13 protein-coding genes are annotated in these 17,928 nt (G+C 68.4%); 4 read left to right on the top strand and 9 right to left on the bottom strand.

Annotated features, from left to right (window positions below):
* Window positions 1–103 precede the first annotated feature (103 nt).
* Window positions 104–1,345: a murein transglycosylase A gene (locus tag ACN4F8_RS16865; protein WP_419474619.1), complete on the bottom strand. Its 1,242-nt coding sequence runs from the start codon at window positions 1,343–1,345 to the stop codon at window positions 104–106.
* Between ACN4F8_RS16865 and ACN4F8_RS16860 the strand changes: the two genes are divergently transcribed.
* On the top strand, window positions 1,278–1,439 hold the full coding sequence (locus ACN4F8_RS16860; protein ID WP_419474618.1) for a hypothetical protein: 162 nt from the start codon (window positions 1,278–1,280) through the stop codon (window positions 1,437–1,439). The genes ACN4F8_RS16865 and ACN4F8_RS16860 overlap by 68 nt on opposite strands.
* A gap of 15 nt (window positions 1,440–1,454) precedes the next feature.
* Here ACN4F8_RS16860 and ACN4F8_RS16855 read toward each other — a convergent pair whose 3' ends face one another.
* From ACN4F8_RS16855 to ACN4F8_RS16840, 4 genes are all read right to left on the bottom strand, one after another.
* A complete protein-coding gene (locus tag ACN4F8_RS16855; protein WP_419474617.1) occupies window positions 1,455–2,081 on the bottom strand; it encodes a response regulator transcription factor in 627 nt (208 codons plus the stop codon).
* Window positions 2,078–4,138 carry a two-component system sensor histidine kinase NtrB gene (locus ACN4F8_RS16850; protein WP_419474621.1) on the bottom strand — a complete coding sequence of 687 codons (2,061 nt, stop codon included), beginning with the start codon at window positions 4,136–4,138 and terminating at the stop codon, window positions 2,078–2,080. Before ACN4F8_RS16850 ends, ACN4F8_RS16855 begins: the two co-directional genes overlap by 4 nt.
* Before the next feature lie 5 nt (window positions 4,139–4,143).
* The gene (locus ACN4F8_RS16845) at window positions 4,144–4,950 is read right to left on the bottom strand and encodes a carbon-nitrogen hydrolase family protein (RefSeq protein WP_419474620.1); all 807 of its coding nucleotides are present in this window, start codon (window positions 4,948–4,950) and stop codon (window positions 4,144–4,146) included.
* Window positions 4,951–5,040: 90 nt separating this feature from the next.
* Window positions 5,041–9,168: a YhdP family protein gene (locus ACN4F8_RS16840; protein ID WP_419474616.1), complete on the bottom strand. Its 4,128-nt coding sequence runs from the start codon at window positions 9,166–9,168 to the stop codon at window positions 5,041–5,043.
* Between the two features lie 92 nt (window positions 9,169–9,260).
* On the opposite strand from ACN4F8_RS16840, the gene glnE reads away from it, so the two are divergent.
* A complete protein-coding gene (glnE, locus tag ACN4F8_RS16835) occupies window positions 9,261–12,080 on the top strand; it encodes a bifunctional [glutamate--ammonia ligase]-adenylyl-L-tyrosine phosphorylase/[glutamate--ammonia-ligase] adenylyltransferase (RefSeq protein WP_419474615.1) in 2,820 nt (939 codons plus the stop codon).
* A 64-nt stretch (window positions 12,081–12,144) separates the two neighbouring features.
* Here glnE and ACN4F8_RS16830 read toward each other — a convergent pair whose 3' ends face one another.
* The 4 genes from ACN4F8_RS16830 to ACN4F8_RS16815 form a co-directional block, all read right to left on the bottom strand.
* Window positions 12,145–12,990, bottom strand: coding sequence for a ferritin-like domain-containing protein (locus tag ACN4F8_RS16830; RefSeq protein WP_419474614.1), 846 nt, complete (start codon window positions 12,988–12,990; stop codon window positions 12,145–12,147).
* A 50-nt stretch (window positions 12,991–13,040) separates the two neighbouring features.
* Window positions 13,041–14,618: a cryptochrome/photolyase family protein gene (locus tag ACN4F8_RS16825; protein WP_419474613.1), complete on the bottom strand. Its 1,578-nt coding sequence runs from the start codon at window positions 14,616–14,618 to the stop codon at window positions 13,041–13,043.
* Window positions 14,615–14,773, bottom strand: coding sequence for a DUF2256 domain-containing protein (locus tag ACN4F8_RS16820; RefSeq protein ID WP_419474612.1), 159 nt, complete (start codon window positions 14,771–14,773; stop codon window positions 14,615–14,617). Before ACN4F8_RS16820 ends, ACN4F8_RS16825 begins: the two co-directional genes overlap by 4 nt.
* A gap of 61 nt (window positions 14,774–14,834) precedes the next feature.
* A complete protein-coding gene (locus ACN4F8_RS16815; RefSeq protein ID WP_419474611.1) occupies window positions 14,835–15,839 on the bottom strand; it encodes a MerR family transcriptional regulator in 1,005 nt (334 codons plus the stop codon).
* A gap of 43 nt (window positions 15,840–15,882) precedes the next feature.
* On the opposite strand from ACN4F8_RS16815, the gene ACN4F8_RS16810 reads away from it, so the two are divergent.
* Both ACN4F8_RS16810 and ACN4F8_RS16805 read left to right on the top strand, forming a co-directional pair.
* Window positions 15,883–16,503, top strand: coding sequence for a glutathione peroxidase (locus ACN4F8_RS16810; RefSeq protein WP_419474610.1), 621 nt, complete (start codon window positions 15,883–15,885; stop codon window positions 16,501–16,503).
* Between the two features lie 318 nt (window positions 16,504–16,821).
* On the top strand, window positions 16,822–17,928 hold a 1,107-nt coding region (locus ACN4F8_RS16805; protein WP_419474609.1), incomplete at its 3' end, for an NAD(P)/FAD-dependent oxidoreductase.

The raw sequence follows: 17,928 nt of genomic DNA, 5'->3' as shown, positions 1-17,928 counted from the left end.
TGCCCCCACGCTCCGCCGCTGCGCGGGTCGCTGCCCCCCGAGGGGGCTGTTTCGCCTTGGGGCGGCCCGGCGGCGACACCTTGCCCCCACGCTCCGCCGCCGACTACCTCGGCACCAGCACCCACATCTGCAGCGGCTGCTTGAGCGCCGCTGCGGTGGTGTAGGCCTCGTCGCTCCAGCCACCCCAGCCGGTGAACAGGTCGGCGCGCACCGCGCCCACGATGGCGCCGCCCGTGTCTTGCGCCATCACGAGTTTCTGCACGTTCAAAGTCGGGCCGGTTGACGCCAGCCAAACCGGGGTGCCGTAGGGAATACTTTGGGGATCGACCGCGATCGAGCGGCCCGGCGTGAGTGGCACACCTTGCGCGCCGCGTGGGCCGAAGCGGGCATCGAACTCCGACAAGGCTTCTTCGCGGAAGAACACGGTGCGCGGGTTGCTCCACAGCATCTCGTTCAGGCGCTGAGGGTTTTGTGCGGCCCAGGCCTTGATGGACGACCACGAGGCTTCGCGGATCGCGCCCTGGTCGAGCAGCCAGCGGCCCACGCTCTGGTACGGCTGGCCGTTGTGCGCAGCAAAGGCCACCCTCACCTGTTGCACGCGGCCGTCGGGCTCGGTGAGGTTGAGCCGCCCCGAGCCCTGGATCTGCAGGATCAGCGCGTCGATGGGATCGGCCAGCCAGGCCACCGCACGACCCTGCAGCGCGGCCTGCGCGGCGGGCAGCGTGTCGATCTCCTGGCGGCTGTACCAGGGCTGCCCGTTGCGCAGCCCGGCGGGCGGTGCGTACAGCGGTGTGCGGTGCGTGGCGGTGGGCACGCGGCTGGCCGCCATGATCGGCTCGTAGTAGCCGGTGAGCAGGCCATCGGGCAGGCTCCCATCGGGCTCGGTGACGCGGTAGGGCTGGAAGCGGCGCATCACCCAGGCCTGCTGCTCGGCGGGGGTGCCGATGGCGAGCTGGCGCAGTTCGGCGCACGGGCTGGCCTGGCCCGGCGCGGGGCGCTCGCAGCCGCGCACCCAGGCGTTCCACGCCTCAAACAGGCTGTCTTGCCCCCAGCCGGGCAGCTCGCTCCAGCGCACCGGCGTCCAGCGGCTCTTGCCGCGCTGGATCGCCGGGGGCAAGGGGCTGGTGTCGGCCTGCGCGGTGGACACCGACGGTGCGGGCGGAATCGCGGGCGCGGGGCTCTGCACCGGGCCGATGGCGCAGGAGACCAGGCTTCCTACAATCAGCACGCTCGCTCCCACCCGCATGAACGTCTGAAAAAACCGACCGAATCGATCCATGACCTTGTTGTTGCTTGAAGCGCTTGGCGCGCTGGTGTTGCTGGTGTTCATCGTGTGGTGGACCATGTTTTCAGGGCGCAAGGGTGGCGAGCTGCCCGAGGAGGTGGAACGCCAGAAGTTGGAGAAGCCTTCGGGCAAAGACAAGCCGGAAGACCGCTGAAGCGAGCGCAGGCCATCAAGGCCGCAGCGCATTGGCGAGTTCCACCGCCGACTTCACGCCCATCTTGTCGAACACGCGCGAGCGGTGGACCTCCACTGTGCGCACGCTGATGTTGAGTTGATCGGCCACCAGCTTGTTGGGCAGGCCGGCCACCACGAGGTCCATCACGTCGCGCTCGCGGTCGGTGAGGCTGCTCAGGCGCTGCTGCAGCTCGCGCTGCACGCGTCGGCGGGCCAGCACCTGGGCCGACTGGTCCAGCGCACGCTCCACGCGGTCGACCAGCGCGTTGTCGGAAAACGGCTTCTCGCAAAAATCGAAAGCGCCGCGCTTGACCGCGTCCACGGCGGTGGCCACATCGGCATGGCCCGAGAGAAAGATCACCGGCATGGCCGCCTGCCAGGGCAGGGTCTGCAAGCGCTCGAACAGGGCCAGCCCACTCATGCCGGGCATGCGCACATCCAGCAGCACACAGCAGGGTGTGCTGGGTTCGTTGTTCCAGGCGAGGGTGTCGCCCAGGAAGGCCTCGGCGCTGTCATAGCCGTCGCTCACCAGCCGGCGCGTGCGCAGCAGCCAGGCCAGCGCGTCGCGCACGACAGCGTCGTCGTCGATCAGGTAGATCTTCGCGTCGAGGTGCTGGGTCATGACCGGATGATAGGGGAGCCGTCTCGATCGGCGACGGGCAGCGTGAAGCGGAAAACCGTGCCGCAAGGCTGGTTCGACTCGAAGGTCAGCGCGCCACCGTGCTGCTCGATCACGGTGCGGCACAGGCTCAGGCCCAGGCCCATGCCTTCAGCGCGGGTGGTGAAAAAAGGCGTGAACAGTTTCTCCTGCACCTCGGTGCTCAGGCCCATGCCCTGGTCGCTCACCTCGAACGTCACCCACGCCTTGTGCTGCTCACCACCCGAGTGCAGCCTGGTCTGGTGCACGGCGATCCTGAGCACGCGCCGTGCTTTGTCCAGCGACGCTGCGTCCAGCGCCATTGCCTGCATGCCGTTGCGCGCCAGGTTGAGCAACACCTGCTCGACCATGGTGCGATCGCACTGCACCGGCGGACAACCAGGTGCGATGTCGATCTGCAGCTGGATGCCCTGCTTCTTGGCTTGCAAGACCAGCAGCGGCTGGATGGCATCGATCAGCATGTGCGGCGCCACTGTCTCGCGCACCTGCTCGCGCCGCCGCACGAAGTCGGCCACGCTCTTGATCACGCGACCTGCGCGCTCGGCCTGCTCGCTGATGCGGCGCATCGCCTGCGACAGGTCGGCCTGCGGCAGCGAGCCGGCCGGCTGGTCCAGCAGGTTGATGGCGCCGCTGGCGTAGCTGGAGATCGCAGCCAGTGGCTGGTTGAGTTCGTGGCTGAGCAGCGAGGCCATCTCGCCCACCGTGGCCAGGCGGGCGGTGGCCTGCAGCCGCTCTTGTGAGGTGCGGTTGAGGTCTTCCACGCGGCGCTGCTCGGTGAGGTCGAGGATCGCGCTCATGAAGCCGGTCTGTTTGCCCTGCGCATCGATCAGCGGGGCTTCGATGATGAGCACCGGAAAGCGCGCGCCGTCGCTGCGCTGGAACACCGACTCGTAACCTTCGCGCGGCAGGGTCTGGCCGGCCAGGCGCACCAGCTGGCGCTGCTGGTATTCGTCCACCAGCTCGGGCGGCCACCAGGGCGCGGGCAGGCCGGTGCCGATGAGTTGCTCGGCGCTCAGCCCCACCATTTCGCAGAACGCCGGATTCACATAGGTGATGCGCCCGGTCATGTCGCGCGCGCGCAGGCCGGTGACGAGTGAATCCTCCATGGCCTTGCGAAACGCGAGTGCGTCGGCCACCCCCAGCTCGGCGCGCTGGCGCAGGCGCGTGTCGCGCGCCAGCAGGGCCAGCACGGCCAGCAGGGCGAGCGACAGCGCGCTCACCACCGCCGTGAGCACGTTGGGAAACAGGCCGCCCACCAGGCGCGGGCTCTGCAGCTGCAGGATCATGGTGTGCCCGGGGAGTTCGAGCACCGCGTTGGCGCTGAGGGTGCGGCGGGTGCCGGGCACCATGCGGTGCAGCGCCAGGCGCGTGCCGTCGGCGTCGTTGAACGACAGGCCGCGGCTGCGCAGCTCGTCCCGCTTGGTGAGCTCGGAGAGCACGCCGGGCAGGGAATACGTGGCCACCAGAAAACCGTTGGCCACACCCGAGCGCACCACCGGCAGACACATCTCCATGAGCTCCAGACCCAGGCCATCGCGCATGGGCCAGAAGTAGCTGGCCGAATAGGCCGGGCCCGAGAGGCGCTGCGCGTTGTCGCACGCCAGCTTCACGTCGGCCAGCGCGCGGGTGCGGTCCAGGTAGCCGAACACGTCGGAGAGAAAGGGGGTGTCGCGGTGGCCGATGAGGCGCTGCGCGGTGTCGCGCCACTCCAGTCGCACCAGCTCGCGGTGTTGCGAGAGCAGTTCGGCGGCCGGGGCAGCCCAGCTGTCGGCGGTGGGCGACACGCTGTTGAGCGACTGCAGCGTCTGCACGTTGCGCAGCAGTGCGTTGCGGATGTCGCTGACCACGGCAGCCGCTTCCTGATCCAGTGCCTGCTGGTCGCGTGCTTCTTCGTATTCGCGCGCCAGAAACACCAGCACCACCAGCAGCGCCAGCACCAGCAACACCAGGGTGGCCCACAGGCCCCAGCGGCGCGCGCTCGGGTCGGTGCTCTCGGGTGCCTGGCCCTTCGCCACGGACATCCGGTTCAAAGGCGGCGGTGTTGCAACGACGGCAGCTGCTCGCGCACGCTGCGCAGCTGCTCGAAGTCCAGTTCGGCCATCACCACGCCCGGGCCTTCGGCCTGCAGGGCCATCACCCCGCCCCACGGGTCGATGACCATGGTGTGGCCCCAGGTGCGCCGGCCGTTTTCGTGCACGCCGCCCTGCGCGCTGGCGATCACGAAGGCCTGGTTTTCGATCGCGCGGGCGCGCAGCAACACCTCCCAGTGCGCCTGGCCCGTGGTGTGGGTGAAGGCCGAGGGCACCAGCAGCACGTCGGCGGCCAGCATGCGGTAGAGCTCGCCGAAGCGCAGGTCGTAGCACACGCTCTGGCCCACGCGCCAGTGGTGTCCGCCGGCGTCGCGGCACTCGAACACGGTGGGCGTTTCGCCGGCGCGCAACACGGCCGCTTCGTCGTAGCGCTCGCGGCCGTTGTCGTAACGGAACAGGTGGATCTTGTCGTAGCGGCTGGCGCATTCGCCGCGCGGGTTGTAGGCCAGCGACGCGTTGGCTGCGTGGGTGGGGTCGTCGGTGGCCATGGGCAGGGTGCCGCCCACGATCCACAGCTTCAGATCGCGCGCGCAGTCGGAGAGGAAATCCTGCACCTTGCCCAGGCCGGGCGTCTCGGCCAGCACCAGCTTGTCTTCGTCTTTTGCGCCCATGAAACAGAAGTACTCGGGCAGCACCGCCAGCTCGGCGCCTGCGCTGGCGGCCTGGCGCAGCAGCCGCAGCGCTTCGCTGAGGTTGGCGTCCAGGCTGATGCCCGAGACCATCTGGATCGCGGCCACCTTCAGGCGACCGGGCACGTGGGGTGGGTGAGGCAGGGTCATGGCGTGTCTTTCGGTGGGTCGCCGCGGGCAACCGGCGCGCTGGGGTGGTTCAGCTTACTGCAGTGGACTGGCGGGGGCGCGAGACGGCGTGGCAGGCGGTGTGCGATCGACCTTGGCCACCTGCGGGTCGGCCCAGCTGCCGGTGATGTGGAACTGCTGCGTGCCCGCGCTCTGCAGCGGCTGGCGCAACAGGAACTGCGCCAGAAAACTGCCCAGGCCGATGGCCGGGTTGATGGCGGTGGCGATCAGCGAGGCGGTGCCGGCGTTGATCTCGGGCACCACCACCACTTTCAGGTCTTGCTGCTCGCGCGCCAGATCGGCCGTGCCCTCCATCAGCACCGCAGCGTTCACGCCCTTCATCTGCAGGTTGTTGGTGAAGAGCACGCCCTGCTCGATGCGCGCGTCACCGCGCACGAAGTCGAACGCAAAACCGTCGGAGAACACGTCGCGGAAATCCAGCACCAGGCGGCGCGGCAAGGCCTGCAGGCTGAGCACGCCGAGCAGGCGGCCCGCGCCGGGCTCGACCTTGAGGAACTGGCCGCGCTCGAAATCCGCCTGCAGCTGGCCCGAGAGCGTGGGGTAGTCCAGCGCCAGCGGTGAGCCGATCCAGCCGATGCTGCCTTCGATGCGGCCCTTGCCGCCGCGCACCAGGCCCGGCCGGTTGAAGCGCGAGAGCAGCGCACCGGAATCGTCCACGTCGAGCCGGAAGCTCAAGGCCGTGCGGCGCTGTTCCTGCGGACGGCTGGCGGCCGACAGCGGCGCCCAGTTGCCGGTGGCACTCAGCCGGGCCTCGGGCACACCGAGCTTGAGCTTGGTGAGCCGCCATTCGCCCGCGCGGGTCGGCCCGCCACGGTTGATGGCTTCCACCTCGACCCGGCCCAGGCGCCGCCCGGCGATCTCCAGATCGTCCACCGCGATGTCCAGCGCGGGCACGCTGGTGGGCTGGCTCAGCAGTTGCTCCACATCGGTGGCCACGGTGGGCTCCAGCTTCAGGCGTGCCAGCCGCGCGAACACGCTGCCGGCGGTGCCGGGGCCAGCCTGGCGCACTTCCACGTAGCCGTTGAGCTCGTCGGCGTTGACGTTGGCGCGCCACTGCGTGCCCTCGCGCGAACCACCCACCACCACGCGGTTGAAGGCGCGGCCCTCCAGCGTGAGGCGGTTGGCGCGCAGCGCCAGCGTGGTGGGCAGGTAAGCCAGCTCGGCGTCCTGGTCGGTCGCGCTCAGCGTGGCCGGCGTGGGCACGCGCACACCCGAGTGGCTGGCCAGCCGCGACCAGGCGTCCAGATCGAGCTGGTCGAAGCGCAGGTTGCCCGCCACGCCCGCTGCGAGCAGGGGGGCCACATCGCCGCCCTCCAGGCCCACCGCCACACTGCCGCGCAGCACGCGGGGCCCGGGGCCAGTGATGTCGCGTTCGTACTGCAACGCCACCAGCGGCGCCAGCGCCGAGCCCAGCTCCAGCGCCAGGCGGTCGGTGCGCGCGACCTCGTCGGCCACCTCCAGCACGGCGCTCTCCAGGCGCAGCGGCAGGCTGGCCTCGGCCGTCTTGCCCAGGGGCGCGGGCAGGCTCAAGGCCATGCCCTGCAGGGTGCTGCTCACCTGCAGCTCGGGCACGCCGGCGCGAAACCCAAGCTGCGCGGTGTAGGCCGCCGTGCCCGAGGCGTTTTGAAACAACCGCGAGGCGGCACCCAAATCGCCGTCGCGCAGTCCCTCGGCACTGGCCACGCCCTGGCCGCGAAACTGCAGGCGCGCCACGCCCTGCGGGTTCTTGCGCAAACCGCCTTCGAAGCGCAGGTCGCCGCCGAACAGGCGCGTGTTGCCCCCCAGCACGACAAAGCCCTGCTCGGTGAACGCGAGCGTCCCGCGCGTGCGCGCCAGCAATGGAGCAGCGGGGCTGATCTTCAGGTCGTTGCCCTCGAACTGCACCGTGCCCGCCACCGTGGTGGCGTTCAGGTCGAACAAGGGCAGCTTGAGCGAAAGCCCCACCTGCGCGTTGCCGCCGGCCCGGGCCTGGGCCAGTGCGGTGTCGGTCATGGCGTTGAGCGGCGAGCTCTGCACGAATCCCAGCATGTCGCTGGCCGATCCTTTGGCCTTGAGCTTGACGGTGAGCGTTGTGTCGCGGGCCAGGTCGTCGAGCACGACCTCGCCTTCGCTCAGGCGAACACCCGCCGCACCCACCAGCCCCGACGTGCCACCCGTCACCCGCAGGGTGAGGTGGTCCAGCACCAGCTGGCCCGAGAAGTCCCGCAAGCCCGCCCACGGAGCGTCGCCTGCGGACTGAAAACTGGTGGGCAAGTAATCGAAATCGACAGCGCCGAGATCGGCCGTGATGCGGAACTCGCTCGGCGCTGCGGCGTTCTTGAAAGGCATGCCGTCCATGTCGCCCTGCATGCGAAACGCCACCTGGCTGGCGCGTCCGGCGCGCACCGCCTCGCGCACATACCGCCGCGCCTCGGCGTCGATGGTGAGCGGCAGGTAGCGGTGCACGCGGGTGCCGTCGGCGCGGGTGAGGTTGGCCGTGAGGTCGAGCACGCCGGGAAAGCGCGATTTCGACGGACTGGTGGCGGGGTCGCTGGTGTGCCACTTCACCTGGCCCGTGCCCTCGGCATCGGCGTTGGCCATCTTCAGCTGGTCCAGCTGGGCCTCGATGCGCTCGCCCTGCACGCGCCAGGTGGCGTCGGCCTCCAGGCTCTGCAGTGGAATGCGCGGCTCTTCGAACACATCGGGCAGCTCCAGCGAACCGTCGGCCACGGTGATGCGCGCGCGACCGCCGTCCTGGGTGAGGTCGAAGTCGACCGTGGCCCCGGTGATGCCGGGTCGACCGGGCAGCGGGTAGTTGCCCCGCACCGACATCTGTCCGCTGGGCTCGCCCGCCAACGCCAGACCCTGCACACGGCCACGCGCCTGGTAGGTGCCCTGCGCCCAATCGATGGGACCGTCGGTGTTGTCGTTGCCCGCGCGGGTCAGACCCTGCCAGCGCGCGGTGAAGCCGTCCATGCGCCCGGCCGGCTTCAGCCTCTGCAGCAGCCCGCGTGTGGCCTGGGGCAGCGGCACGCGCTCGGCAACGGCCGACAGCGCGGCGAGATCGAGCTGTTCAGCGCTGAGCGCCACGCTGCTCGCGCGCCGGCCCTGTGCGGCGCTGTAGGTGAGCTGCAAGCGCCCACCGGGCCAGGTTTCGCCCTCGCGGGTGCGAAAGTTCAGGTTCTCCGAGGTCACGCCAAAGCCGTCATCGCTCCACTGCGCGGCCAGCCGCCCCTGCACGTTCTCCAGCGCCATGGTGGGCAGGTCCGGGCCGAGCCGGGCTTCCACGTTGTGCAGCGCCACATCGCTCGTCACACCGGCCACCCGGCCCTGTTCCACCTGCGCCCAGGCGCGCAGCGCGCCCTCGCCGGTGCGCACCTCCACGCCCCAGTCGGACAGGTCCACGTAGGTGCGCAGGCGCGCCACGTCCACGCGGGTGAAGTCGGCAAACAGCTCGCCGCTCCAGTCGTGCCACACCGGCTGATCGGGTGCGCGCTGGCCCAGGCTGATGAAGCGCTCGCGCAACTGGCCGCGCAGGCTGATGCGCTCGCCCCAGGCCGGCGGCGGGGTGGCGTCAACGCGCCAGTGGTGGGTGCGTGCGGTGTTGCGGGCCACCAGATCAAGCTCGCTCAGGGCCAGCGCGGGCTGGTTGAGCAGGTCGTCCGTCCAGCGCAGGGTGCCGCGCCGGATCACAAACTCGCTTTGCGAAAAAAACCAGTCGGCCGCAGCGCTGTCGCCGGTGCTGGGGCCCGACATGTCCAGCCCGGCCACCTCGATGCGGCCCTGCGCGGTGCGGCGCACATCGAGCACCGGCGCCTCGATCACCACCTGCTCGAACCCGCCGCGCCACAGCGAGCGCACCGACACCGCCGTGCGCACCAGCGGCAGCTGCAAGGCCACACGGCCTTGCGCGTCGATCAGCTGCACGTCGCGCAGTTCAAAGGAGGGCACCAGCGTCGGCAGAAAACCGGCGCCGCTGCTACCCGGTTCGGCACGGATTTCACCGATGCGAACCGGTACCCCGACCGCCTGGGTCGCCCACCTTTCCAGGTCGGGACGCCATTCGCCGATTCGGGGCACAATCGCGCCATTCAAACCGGCCCAGGTCAGTGCGAAGAGCCCCCAGACACCCAGCAGCAGCCACAGCAACAGTCGGCTGGCCACGGCAAATGTCTTGAGGGTTCTCGAGGCTCTTGCGTGTGACGCAGAGGAGGCACTGGGCGCCGGGCTTTGATGGTTCATGTCCAACGCAAATTATGACGGCCAGTCATCTCACGGGTTCCACCACAGGCGTCTCCGCTTTGTCATCAAATGTGAACACCTTGCCCGGGTTGACGCTGGCCGATCGCCGGGCCGAGCACTCCCGTTTCGTTCAGCGCGTGCGCCGACGCTACCCCGACGAGCTTGCCTGCCTGCCCGAAGGCGCGCCCGAGCGCGCCACCATGCAAGCCGGCCTGGCCACGCTGGTCCAGCGCGGCCTGCCCCTGCCAGCCGCGCTGCGCGTGCTGCGCCAGCTGGTGCTGGAGCGCCTGGTGGTGCTCGACTGCGAGCAGGGCGCGTCGCTGGCGGTGGTCACGCGCGCCGTGACCGAACTCGCCGAGATCGCACTCGATGTGGCCTGCGAACTGGCCTTCCACGAACTCGATGATTTGTACGGTGCGCCGCAGCACACCGACGCGCAGGGCCAGACCGTGCGCGCGCAGCTGTGGGTGGTGGGCATGGGCAAGCTGGGTGCGCGCGAGCTCAATGTGTCGAGCGACATCGACCTGATCTACGTCTACGACCACGACGGCGAGACCGCCGGCAACGCGCAGGGTCGCAACCGCATCAGCAACCACGAGTACTTCGGCAAGGTGGTCAAACACATCTACAACACCGTGGGCGAGACCACCGAACACGGCAACGTGTTCCGCGTCGACCTCGCGCTGCGGCCCAACGGCAATTCGGGGCCGAGTGCGGTGTCGCTGGGCGCACTGGAAGAATATTTCCTCGTGCAGGGCCGGGAGTGGGAACGCTTCGCCTGGCTCAAGAGCCGCGTGATCGCGCCCACCGCCTGCGTGGCCGCCGGTGGCGCCAACGCGCTGCGCGGTTCGGTGCTGCCCTTCGTGTTCCGTCGCTACCTCGACTACGGCGTGTTCGAAGCGCTGCGCACGCTGCACCGCCAGATCCGCGAGCACGCCTCCAAGCGCGCCGCCGGCAACCCGGGCCGAGCCAACGACGTGAAGCTCTCGCGCGGCGGCATCCGCGAGGTCGAGTTCACCGTGCAGCTGCTGCAGGTGGTGCGCGGCGGCCAGTTCCCCGAGCTGCGCACCCGGCCCACACTCGACGCCTTGCCGCGCCTGTGCCGCGCCGGCCTGATGCCCCAGGCCTCGGCCGACGCGCTGGCCGAGGCCTACCGTTTTCTGCGCCGGGTCGAGCACCGCATCCAGTACCTGGACGACCAGCAAACCCACGTGATGCCCACGCGCGACGACGACCTCGCCTGGCTGGCCGCCACCATGGGCTGCGCCAACGTGTGCGAGTTCCTGCACACGCTGGACGCGCACCGCGAACTGGTGGCGCAGGAGTTCGACACGCTGCTGGGTGGCCCCACCAACGGCGGCTGCAACGGCAAGGGCTGCAACGGCAAAAACGGCGGCGCTCCGCGCACCGCAGCCGATGATCTGCAAAGCGTGCTGGCGCAGTTGCCGCTGGCGTTTGCGGCCAAGGTGTCGCAGTGGCGCGAGCACCCGCGCGTGCTCGCCTTGAAGGAAGACAGCCGCCTGCGCCTGGTGCGCCTGGTGCAGCGCACCGGCGCCTGGCTGAAAGAAGGCCGTGTGAGCGAGGAAGCCGCGCTGCGCATGGCCGACTGGATCGAACCCCTGCTGCGCCGCGACAGCTATTTGGCCCTGCTGCAGGAGCGGCCTTCGGTGCACGAGCGGCTGCTGCGCCTGCTGGGTGCCGCCAAATGGCCCGCGCGCTACCTGCTGCAACACCCGGGCGTGATCGACGAACTCGCCAGCCAGCAACTGCTCACCGACCGCTTCGACGCGGCGCAGTTTGAAGCCGAGCTGGAATCGCGCCGCGCCGCGCTGCACTCCACCGGCGAAGACGACGAAGAAGCGCTGCTGAATTTGCTGCGCCGCGCCCACCACGCCGAGGTGTTCCGCACGCTCGCGCGCGATCTGGAAAAGGTGCTCACGGTCGAGCAGGTGGCCGACGACCTCTCGGCCCTGGCCGACTCGGTGCTGCGCCTGACCGCGCGCTGGTGCTGGGCGCGCCTGAAGAACCGCCACCGCGACGAGCCGGCGTTCGCCATCATTGGCTACGGCAAGCTCGGCGGCAAGGAGCTGGGTTACGGCAGCGACCTGGACATCGTGTTCGTCTACGAAGACGAACACGAGAACGCCGGCGAGATCTACGCCGCCTTCGTGCGCAAGATGATCAACTGGCTCACGGTGAAAACCGGCGAGGGCGACCTGTTCGAGATCGACACCGCGCTGCGGCCCAACGGCAACTCGGGCCTGCTCGTCACGAGCTTTCAGGCCTACACCAACTACCAGCAACAACGCGGCAGCAACACCGCCTGGACCTGGGAACACCAGGCCATGACGCGCGCGCGCTTCGTGCTCGGCGGCGTGGCACTGGCCGGGCGCTTCGATGCGGTGCGCGAAGACGTGATCACCGCCTTGCGCGACGGCGACTCACTCGCCCGCGAAATCGTGGCCATGCGCGCCAAGGTGCGCCAGGCCCACCCGGTGCGCGGCACCATGTTCGACGTGAAGCACAGCCCCGGCGGCATGGTCGACGTGGAGTTCGTCATGCAGTACCTGGTGTTGCTGCACTCGCGCACCCACCCCGAGCTGCGCGCCAACACCGGCAACATCAACCTGCTGCGCCGCGCCGAAGCCGCCGGCCTGCTGGCGCCCGGCATGGGCGAAGCGGCCGCGCAGGCCTACCGCGAGCTGCGCCAGATCCAGCACCGCGCGCGCCTGGACGAAGCACCCACGCAGGTGGACGCGGCATCGGTGCAAGCCTCTGCGGCTGCGGTCCGCGCGCTGTGGCAACACGTGCTGGGCCAGGCCGCAAGCAACTGAAGCTTCCCGGGCACACACAAAAAAGCCCGCACAGCGGGCTTCTCTTCGGGTGCGTGCAGCGACCTCAGACCGGCGCCACCACCGCAGCCGGCGTGAGCGATTTGCGGAAGCGGTTGAGCTCTTGCACGGTCTTGAAACTCTGCTCCATGAGCAGGCTCATGTTGTGCAGGATGCGCTCGACCACGCGGTTCTCCCACACGGCGTCAAAGTCGATCTGCTTGTCCAGCCAGTGCTCCAGCCACTCCGGGTTGGGCAGGCGGCTCTGGATCGTGTCCTTGGGGAACAGGTCCTTGTTCACGTGCAGGTTGGTCGGGTGCAGCGCCTGCGCAGTGCGCCGCGCGCTGGCCATGAGCACGCCCACCTTGGCAAACGCCACACGCGCTTCGTCGCCGAACTTGCCGATGGCGCGCTTCATGTAGCGCAGGTAAGCGCCGCCGTGGCGGGCTTCGTCCTGGCTGAGCGTGGCGTAGATTTTCTTGATCACCGGCTCCGAATGCCACTCGCTGGCGCGGCGGTACCAGTGGTTGAGGCGGATCTCGCCGCAGAAGTGCAGCATGAGCGTTTCCAGCGGCGGGGCCGGGTCGAACTCGAAGCGGATGTCGTGCAGCTCTTTCTCGGTCGGCACGAGCTCGGGGCGGAAGCGGCGCAGGTACTCCATGAGCACCAGCGAGTGTTTCTGTTCTTCAAAGAACCAGATCGACATGAAGGCCGAGAAGTCGGAGTCGTCGCGGTTGTCGCGCAGGAACATCTCGGTGGCCGGCAGCGCCGCCCATTCCGTGATCGCGTTCATCTTGATCGTCTGCGCCTGCTCGTCGGTCAGTGCGTTGGCGTCGAACTGGTCCCAAGGAATGTCCTTGTCCATGTCCCAGCGCACGGATTCGAGTTGTTTGAAGAGTTCGGGATAGAGCATGGTGGCCTTTCGGTACGGGCGCATTTTATGCGGGGGGACGGCGGTTGCGCTTACAAATCATTCAGGCGGGCCAGGGTGAGCACAGCCTGGTCACGGATCGCCTGGCGCTCGGTGGCGTCCAGGCGCTGCAGGTTTTTCACCATGAGCGCCGATCGCGGGCTCGCTGCGAGTTCGGTCTCGTGGCGGTCGAGAAAGTTCCAGTACAGCGTGGTCACGGGGCAGGCCTCGGAGCCCACGCGCTGTGCGGGCTGGTAGCGGCAGCCTTTGCAGTGGTCGCTCATGCGGTCGATGTACTGGCCGCTGGCCACATAGGGTTTGCTGGTGAAGCGCCCGCCGTTGGCAAACAACGCCATGCCGGCCACGTTGGGCAGCTCGACCCACTCGATCGCGTCCACATACACCGCGAGGTACCAGTCGGCCACCTGCTGCGGGTTCACCTCGGCCAGCAGCGCGAACTGTCCGGTGAGCATGAGGCGCTGGATGTGGTGCGCGTAGCCGTGTTCGAGCGTCTGGCCCACAGCGTCCTTCATGCAGGCCATGTGGGTCTGCGCGGTCCAGTACCAGACCGGCAGATCGCGGCGGTGGCCGTAGTGGTTGGCGGTTTTCATGCCGGGCATGTCCATCCAGTACACGCCGCGGATGAACTCGCGCCAGCCGATGATCTGGCGGATGAAGCCCTCCACGGCCGCCAACGGCAGGCCCCGGTCGCGGTGGGCGGCCTCGGCAGCGGCCACCACCTCGCGCGGGTCGATCAGGTGCAGGTTGAGCGCCACCGACAGCAGCGAATGCCAGCCGAAGGGCGTCTTGGTCCACATGGCGTCCTGGTAGGTGCCGAACATGTCCAGGCGCTGATCGACAAAGTGCCGCAGGGCCTCGCGCGCCTGCTCGGGCGTGACCGGCCAGGCGAAGCTTTTGAGTTCACCGGGGTGGTCGGCAAAACGCGTCTGCACGAGTGCTACCACCTCGCGCGTGATCGCGTCGGGTTCGAACTGCGCGGGCGGCGTGATCAGCCCCGGTCCTTTTTTGGGATAGCTCTTGCGGTTGTCGGCGTCGAAGTTCCATTGCCCGCCCACCGGCTGGCCACCGTCCATGAGCACACCGTGTTCGCGCCGCATCTCGCGGTAGAAAAATTCCATGCGCCACTCCTTGCGGCCGTCGGCCCAGCGTGCAAAACGCTGGCGACTGCAGAAGAAATGGGTGTCGTCAAAGCTGCGCAGCGGCACGCTGGCGGCGGCGGCGGTGGCTTCGATGTCCTGCTGCAGCCGCCACTCGCCGGCCTCGCACAGCCACAAGGCCTGCGGCTGGAGTTCTTTCAACACGCGCTGCAAGCGCGCGGGCAGTGAGGCCGTGTCGGGCTGGTCCAGCTCGGCGTCGTCCAGGTTCACATAACGCAGCGGCCAGGCCTTGCGCTCCAGGGTCTGCTGGAAATGGCGCATGGCCGAGAGGAACAGCGCGATGCGGGCCTTGTGGCTCCACACGTGGCTGGCTTCGCCGGGCGCTTCGATCATCAGCACCGCGTCTTGCGCGGGGTCAAAGCCGGCCAGGGCCGGGTTATCGAGCCACAGCTGGTCGCCCAGCACCAGCACCAGCCGGCGCAAGGGCCGGGGCAGGGAAGCGTTTTTTTTCATGAAGCGGTTTTGTCGGACCTGGTGCGGCAACGGTCGCTGCAGTACTTCACCTGTTCCCAGGTGCGTTCCCACTTCTTGCGCCAGGTCATGGGGCGGCCGCAGGCCGCGCAGGGCTTTTGCGGCAGGGTCGATTTGTTGCCTTTGAAACCGCTCATTGGGTACCTTCGCCCTGCGGGCTGCGGTGCGAGCTTGCTTGGGAACGGCCCGGCGCTGCGCTCATGCCGCGTCCGCCGGGGCCAGTGCGCGCCAGCGCGCCACGCCGTCCTGAATGTCCTGCAGCCGGCCCATGGGCAGAAACACCGGGCCAGCGCTGGCGGACTGGCCACGTTGCGGTTTGTAGAGCACGGGGCAGTTGCCACCCGCCCAGATTTCCACGTGCGCCGGCAAGCGCTCGCGCAACTGGCCAAGCGCTGCGCGCACGTCGCGCGGGTTCTGGGCGGCGGTGAAACTCAGCGCCACGACATCGGCCTCGCTGGCATCGGCCGCGGTCACGATGTCGGGCAGCGGTGTCTGCACCCCCAGCGCAATGGTGTGGCAGCCCTCCAGCACCATGAAACATTCGGCCATGAGCAGCCCCAGGCCGTGCACCTCGCCGGGCAGCGTGGTGAGCAGGATGCGCGGGGGCCGGGGGGCCCGCGCCTGCACCAGTTGTCCCAGCGCCTGGCGCAACACCGACTGCACGATCTCGGTGTAGAGGTGCTCCTCGTACACCGCCAGCCGGCCTTCCAGCCAGGCCTGGCCGACCCGCACGTTCATCGGAGCCACGCACTCGGTGATGAGGCGCGCCAGGCCGCGCTCCAGCTGCATCTGCGCCAGCGCCTGGCGCAGGCCGTGGGCGTCCTGGCGGCGCAGCAGCCGCGTCCAGTGTTCGGTGACGAGCTCGCTGTCGTCGGGGGCAACGGGCAGCAAGGAGGCGTCGGCCTGGCTCGCGGCGGGCTGAATCCGCTCGGCCTGCGGCTGCGTATTCAGTGCAACGAGCCCGTCCAGCGGCAGCGCGACCACCCGGCCGGGCCGGTGTCCCGCATCGATCAAGCGCCGGATGTGGCGCAGGCGGATCAGTTGGTGGTTGTCGTACTGGCGCTCACCCAGCGCGTCGCGTGCCGGCATCGGAAAACCATAGCGCCGCTCCCACACCCGCAGCGTGTCTTTGGACAGGCCGGTGTCGCGTTCGACATCGGCGATCGAGTGCCAGCTGGGGATGTCAGGGCTTGAGCTTGTCATGGACAAATGATCCAATGGATCGTCAGATTATGGAGTTTTTGTCATGAAATCAGCGCTTGTCCACGTCAATCCCGGTGTATTGCGCCGCCTCGCTGCCTGCAGCCTGTTCGCCGGCGGTGCCTTGTTGGTCCCGGCGGCCCAGGCCCAGACGCCCAAGCCCGCCACAGCGCCAGCGGCCTGCCCGGCCTTGCTGCAGCACCGCTTTGACCGTTTGCAGGACGAAAAGCCCCAGTCGCTGTGCCAGTACAGCGGGCAGGTGGTGCTGGTGGTCAACACCGCCAGCTTCTGCGGCTTCACCGGCCAGTACGAGGGCCTGGAGGCGCTGTACGCGAAATACAAGTCGCAGGGCTTGGTGGTGCTGGGCTTCCCCGCCAACGACTTTGGCCGCCAGGAGCCGGGCAACAACCAGGCCATTGCCGACTTCTGCGAGAACACCTTCGGCGTGAAATTCCCGATGTTCAGCAAGACCAGCGTGGTCGGGCGCGAGACCAACCCCCTTTACAAACAGCTTGCACAGAAGACCGGTGAAACGCCGCAATGGAACTTCCACAAGTACCTGATCGGACGCGACGGGCAGACCGTGCGCAGCTACCCGAGCACCCTCGATCCGAAAGACCCCAAATTCGTCAGGGATATCGAGCGATTCTTGTCGACCAAATCGTGACCAAACAGTCACAATAAAACTGAACAGTCTATTTTGACCACATCATCCACCATGCGCGCCACCTCTGCCGACCGGAACCGCCGACCCCAAGCATTCGTCTGGAACTTTTTCGAGCGCGCTTTTCTCTCAAGTGGCAGGCCGGGACAGCCAACGGCCACCGAATTCTGTTTTGCACTGCGAAGCCTGTCCGGTCTGCGTGATCGGACTGAAATCCCGAGGCGCTTCTCCTCCTCCTCCCTCCCTCCCTTGTTCGTTTCGGGGCGCTTCGCAGGCTTTTGTATTCCGACCAGCGCCGCTGGTGCGCACTGAGGTCCGACGATGTTCACGGACCTCCACAACACCCCCGCCCGCAGCACCCACCGACCACCCCGCGTGGCCATCGTCGGCTCCGGCATCTCCGGCCTGGCCGCCGCCCACACCCTGCAGGGTCTGGCCGACATCACGCTGTTTGAAGCGGGCGACTACTTCGGCGGCCACACGCACACGGTCGACATGACCTTGCCGAACGCACAGGGCGTGGCCACCACCTTCGGCGTGGACACCGGCTTCCTGGTGCTCAACGAGCGCACCTACCCCAACCTGCTGGCGCTGTTTGCGCAGTTGGGCGTGCCGATCGCCAAGTCCGACATGTCGTTCTCGGTGCAAGCCCCCGGTGCCGCACCCGGCGGCGGACCGCTGGAGTGGAGCGGCTGCAACCTCTCCACCGTGTTTGCCCAGCGCCGCAACCTCTTCAACCCACGCTTCCTGCGCATGCTGGCCGACATCGTGCGTTTCAACCGCGTCACCACCAAGCTGGCCGAGCAGGGCGAAGACCTGCGCGACAACAGCCCGCTGCTGCAGCCGCTGGGCGACTTTCTCAAGGCGCAGGGTTTCTCCGACGAATTCCGCGACTGGTATTTCCTGCCCATGATGGGTTGCATCTGGAGCTGCCCGACCGACCAGATGCTGGCCTTCCCGGTGGCCACCATGGTCCGCTTCTGCCACAACCACGGCCTGATCCAGGTGACCAACCGGCCGCAGTGGTACACGGTGGACGGCGGCGCGCGCCAGTACGTGCAGAAGATCACCGCCAACATCGCCGACAGGCGCCTGAACACGCCAGTGCTGCAGGTGCTGCGCGACGGCGGGGGTGTGCGCGTGGTCACCGAAGGCCAGGTGGAGCGGTTCGACGCCATCGTGCTGGCCTGCCACAGCGACCAAGCCTTGCGCCTGCTCGGTGGTGAAGCGTCCGCCGACGAACGCGAGGTGCTGGGCGCCATCCGCTACCAGCCCAACCGCGCGGTGCTGCACACCGACGCCTCGGTGCTGCCCAAGAGTGAACTCGCCTGGGCCGCCTGGAACTACGAACGTGCACCCAGCCAAGGTGTGGAGTCCGCGCAGGTCTGCCTGCACTACCTGCTGAACCGCCTGCAGCCGCTGCCGGTG

The sequence above is a fragment of the Hydrogenophaga sp. genome (genome assembly GCF_048549895.1).
In the GTDB taxonomy this organism is placed as follows: Bacteria; Pseudomonadota; Gammaproteobacteria; order Burkholderiales; family Burkholderiaceae_C; genus Hydrogenophaga.
This window is presented reverse-complemented; position numbering and strand designations above follow the sequence as displayed.

What these genes read in the sequence shown, in the direction of transcription:
- ACN4F8_RS16815 (WP_419474611.1), bottom strand. Translation starts at nt 15,839, where the DNA reads ATGACAAGCTCAAGCCCTGACATCCCCAGCTGGCACTCGATCGCCGAT.
- ACN4F8_RS16865 (WP_419474619.1), bottom strand. Translation starts at nt 1,345, where the DNA reads ATGGTCCACCACACGATGAACACCAGCAACACCAGCGCGCCAAGCGCT.
- ACN4F8_RS16820 (WP_419474612.1), bottom strand. Translation starts at nt 14,773, where the DNA reads ATGAGCGGTTTCAAAGGCAACAAATCGACCCTGCCGCAAAAGCCCTGC.
- ACN4F8_RS16825 (WP_419474613.1), bottom strand. Translation starts at nt 14,618, where the DNA reads ATGAAAAAAAACGCTTCCCTGCCCCGGCCCTTGCGCCGGCTGGTGCTG.
- ACN4F8_RS16860 (WP_419474618.1), top strand. Translation starts at nt 1,278, where the DNA reads ATGACCTTGTTGTTGCTTGAAGCGCTTGGCGCGCTGGTGTTGCTGGTG.
- glnE (WP_419474615.1), top strand. Translation starts at nt 9,261, where the DNA reads ATGACGGCCAGTCATCTCACGGGTTCCACCACAGGCGTCTCCGCTTTG.
- ACN4F8_RS16810 (WP_419474610.1), top strand. Translation starts at nt 15,883, where the DNA reads ATGAAATCAGCGCTTGTCCACGTCAATCCCGGTGTATTGCGCCGCCTC.
- ACN4F8_RS16830 (WP_419474614.1), bottom strand. Translation starts at nt 12,990, where the DNA reads ATGCTCTATCCCGAACTCTTCAAACAACTCGAATCCGTGCGCTGGGAC.
- ACN4F8_RS16855 (WP_419474617.1), bottom strand. Translation starts at nt 2,081, where the DNA reads ATGACCCAGCACCTCGACGCGAAGATCTACCTGATCGACGACGACGCT.
- ACN4F8_RS16850 (WP_419474621.1), bottom strand. Translation starts at nt 4,138, where the DNA reads ATGTCCGTGGCGAAGGGCCAGGCACCCGAGAGCACCGACCCGAGCGCG.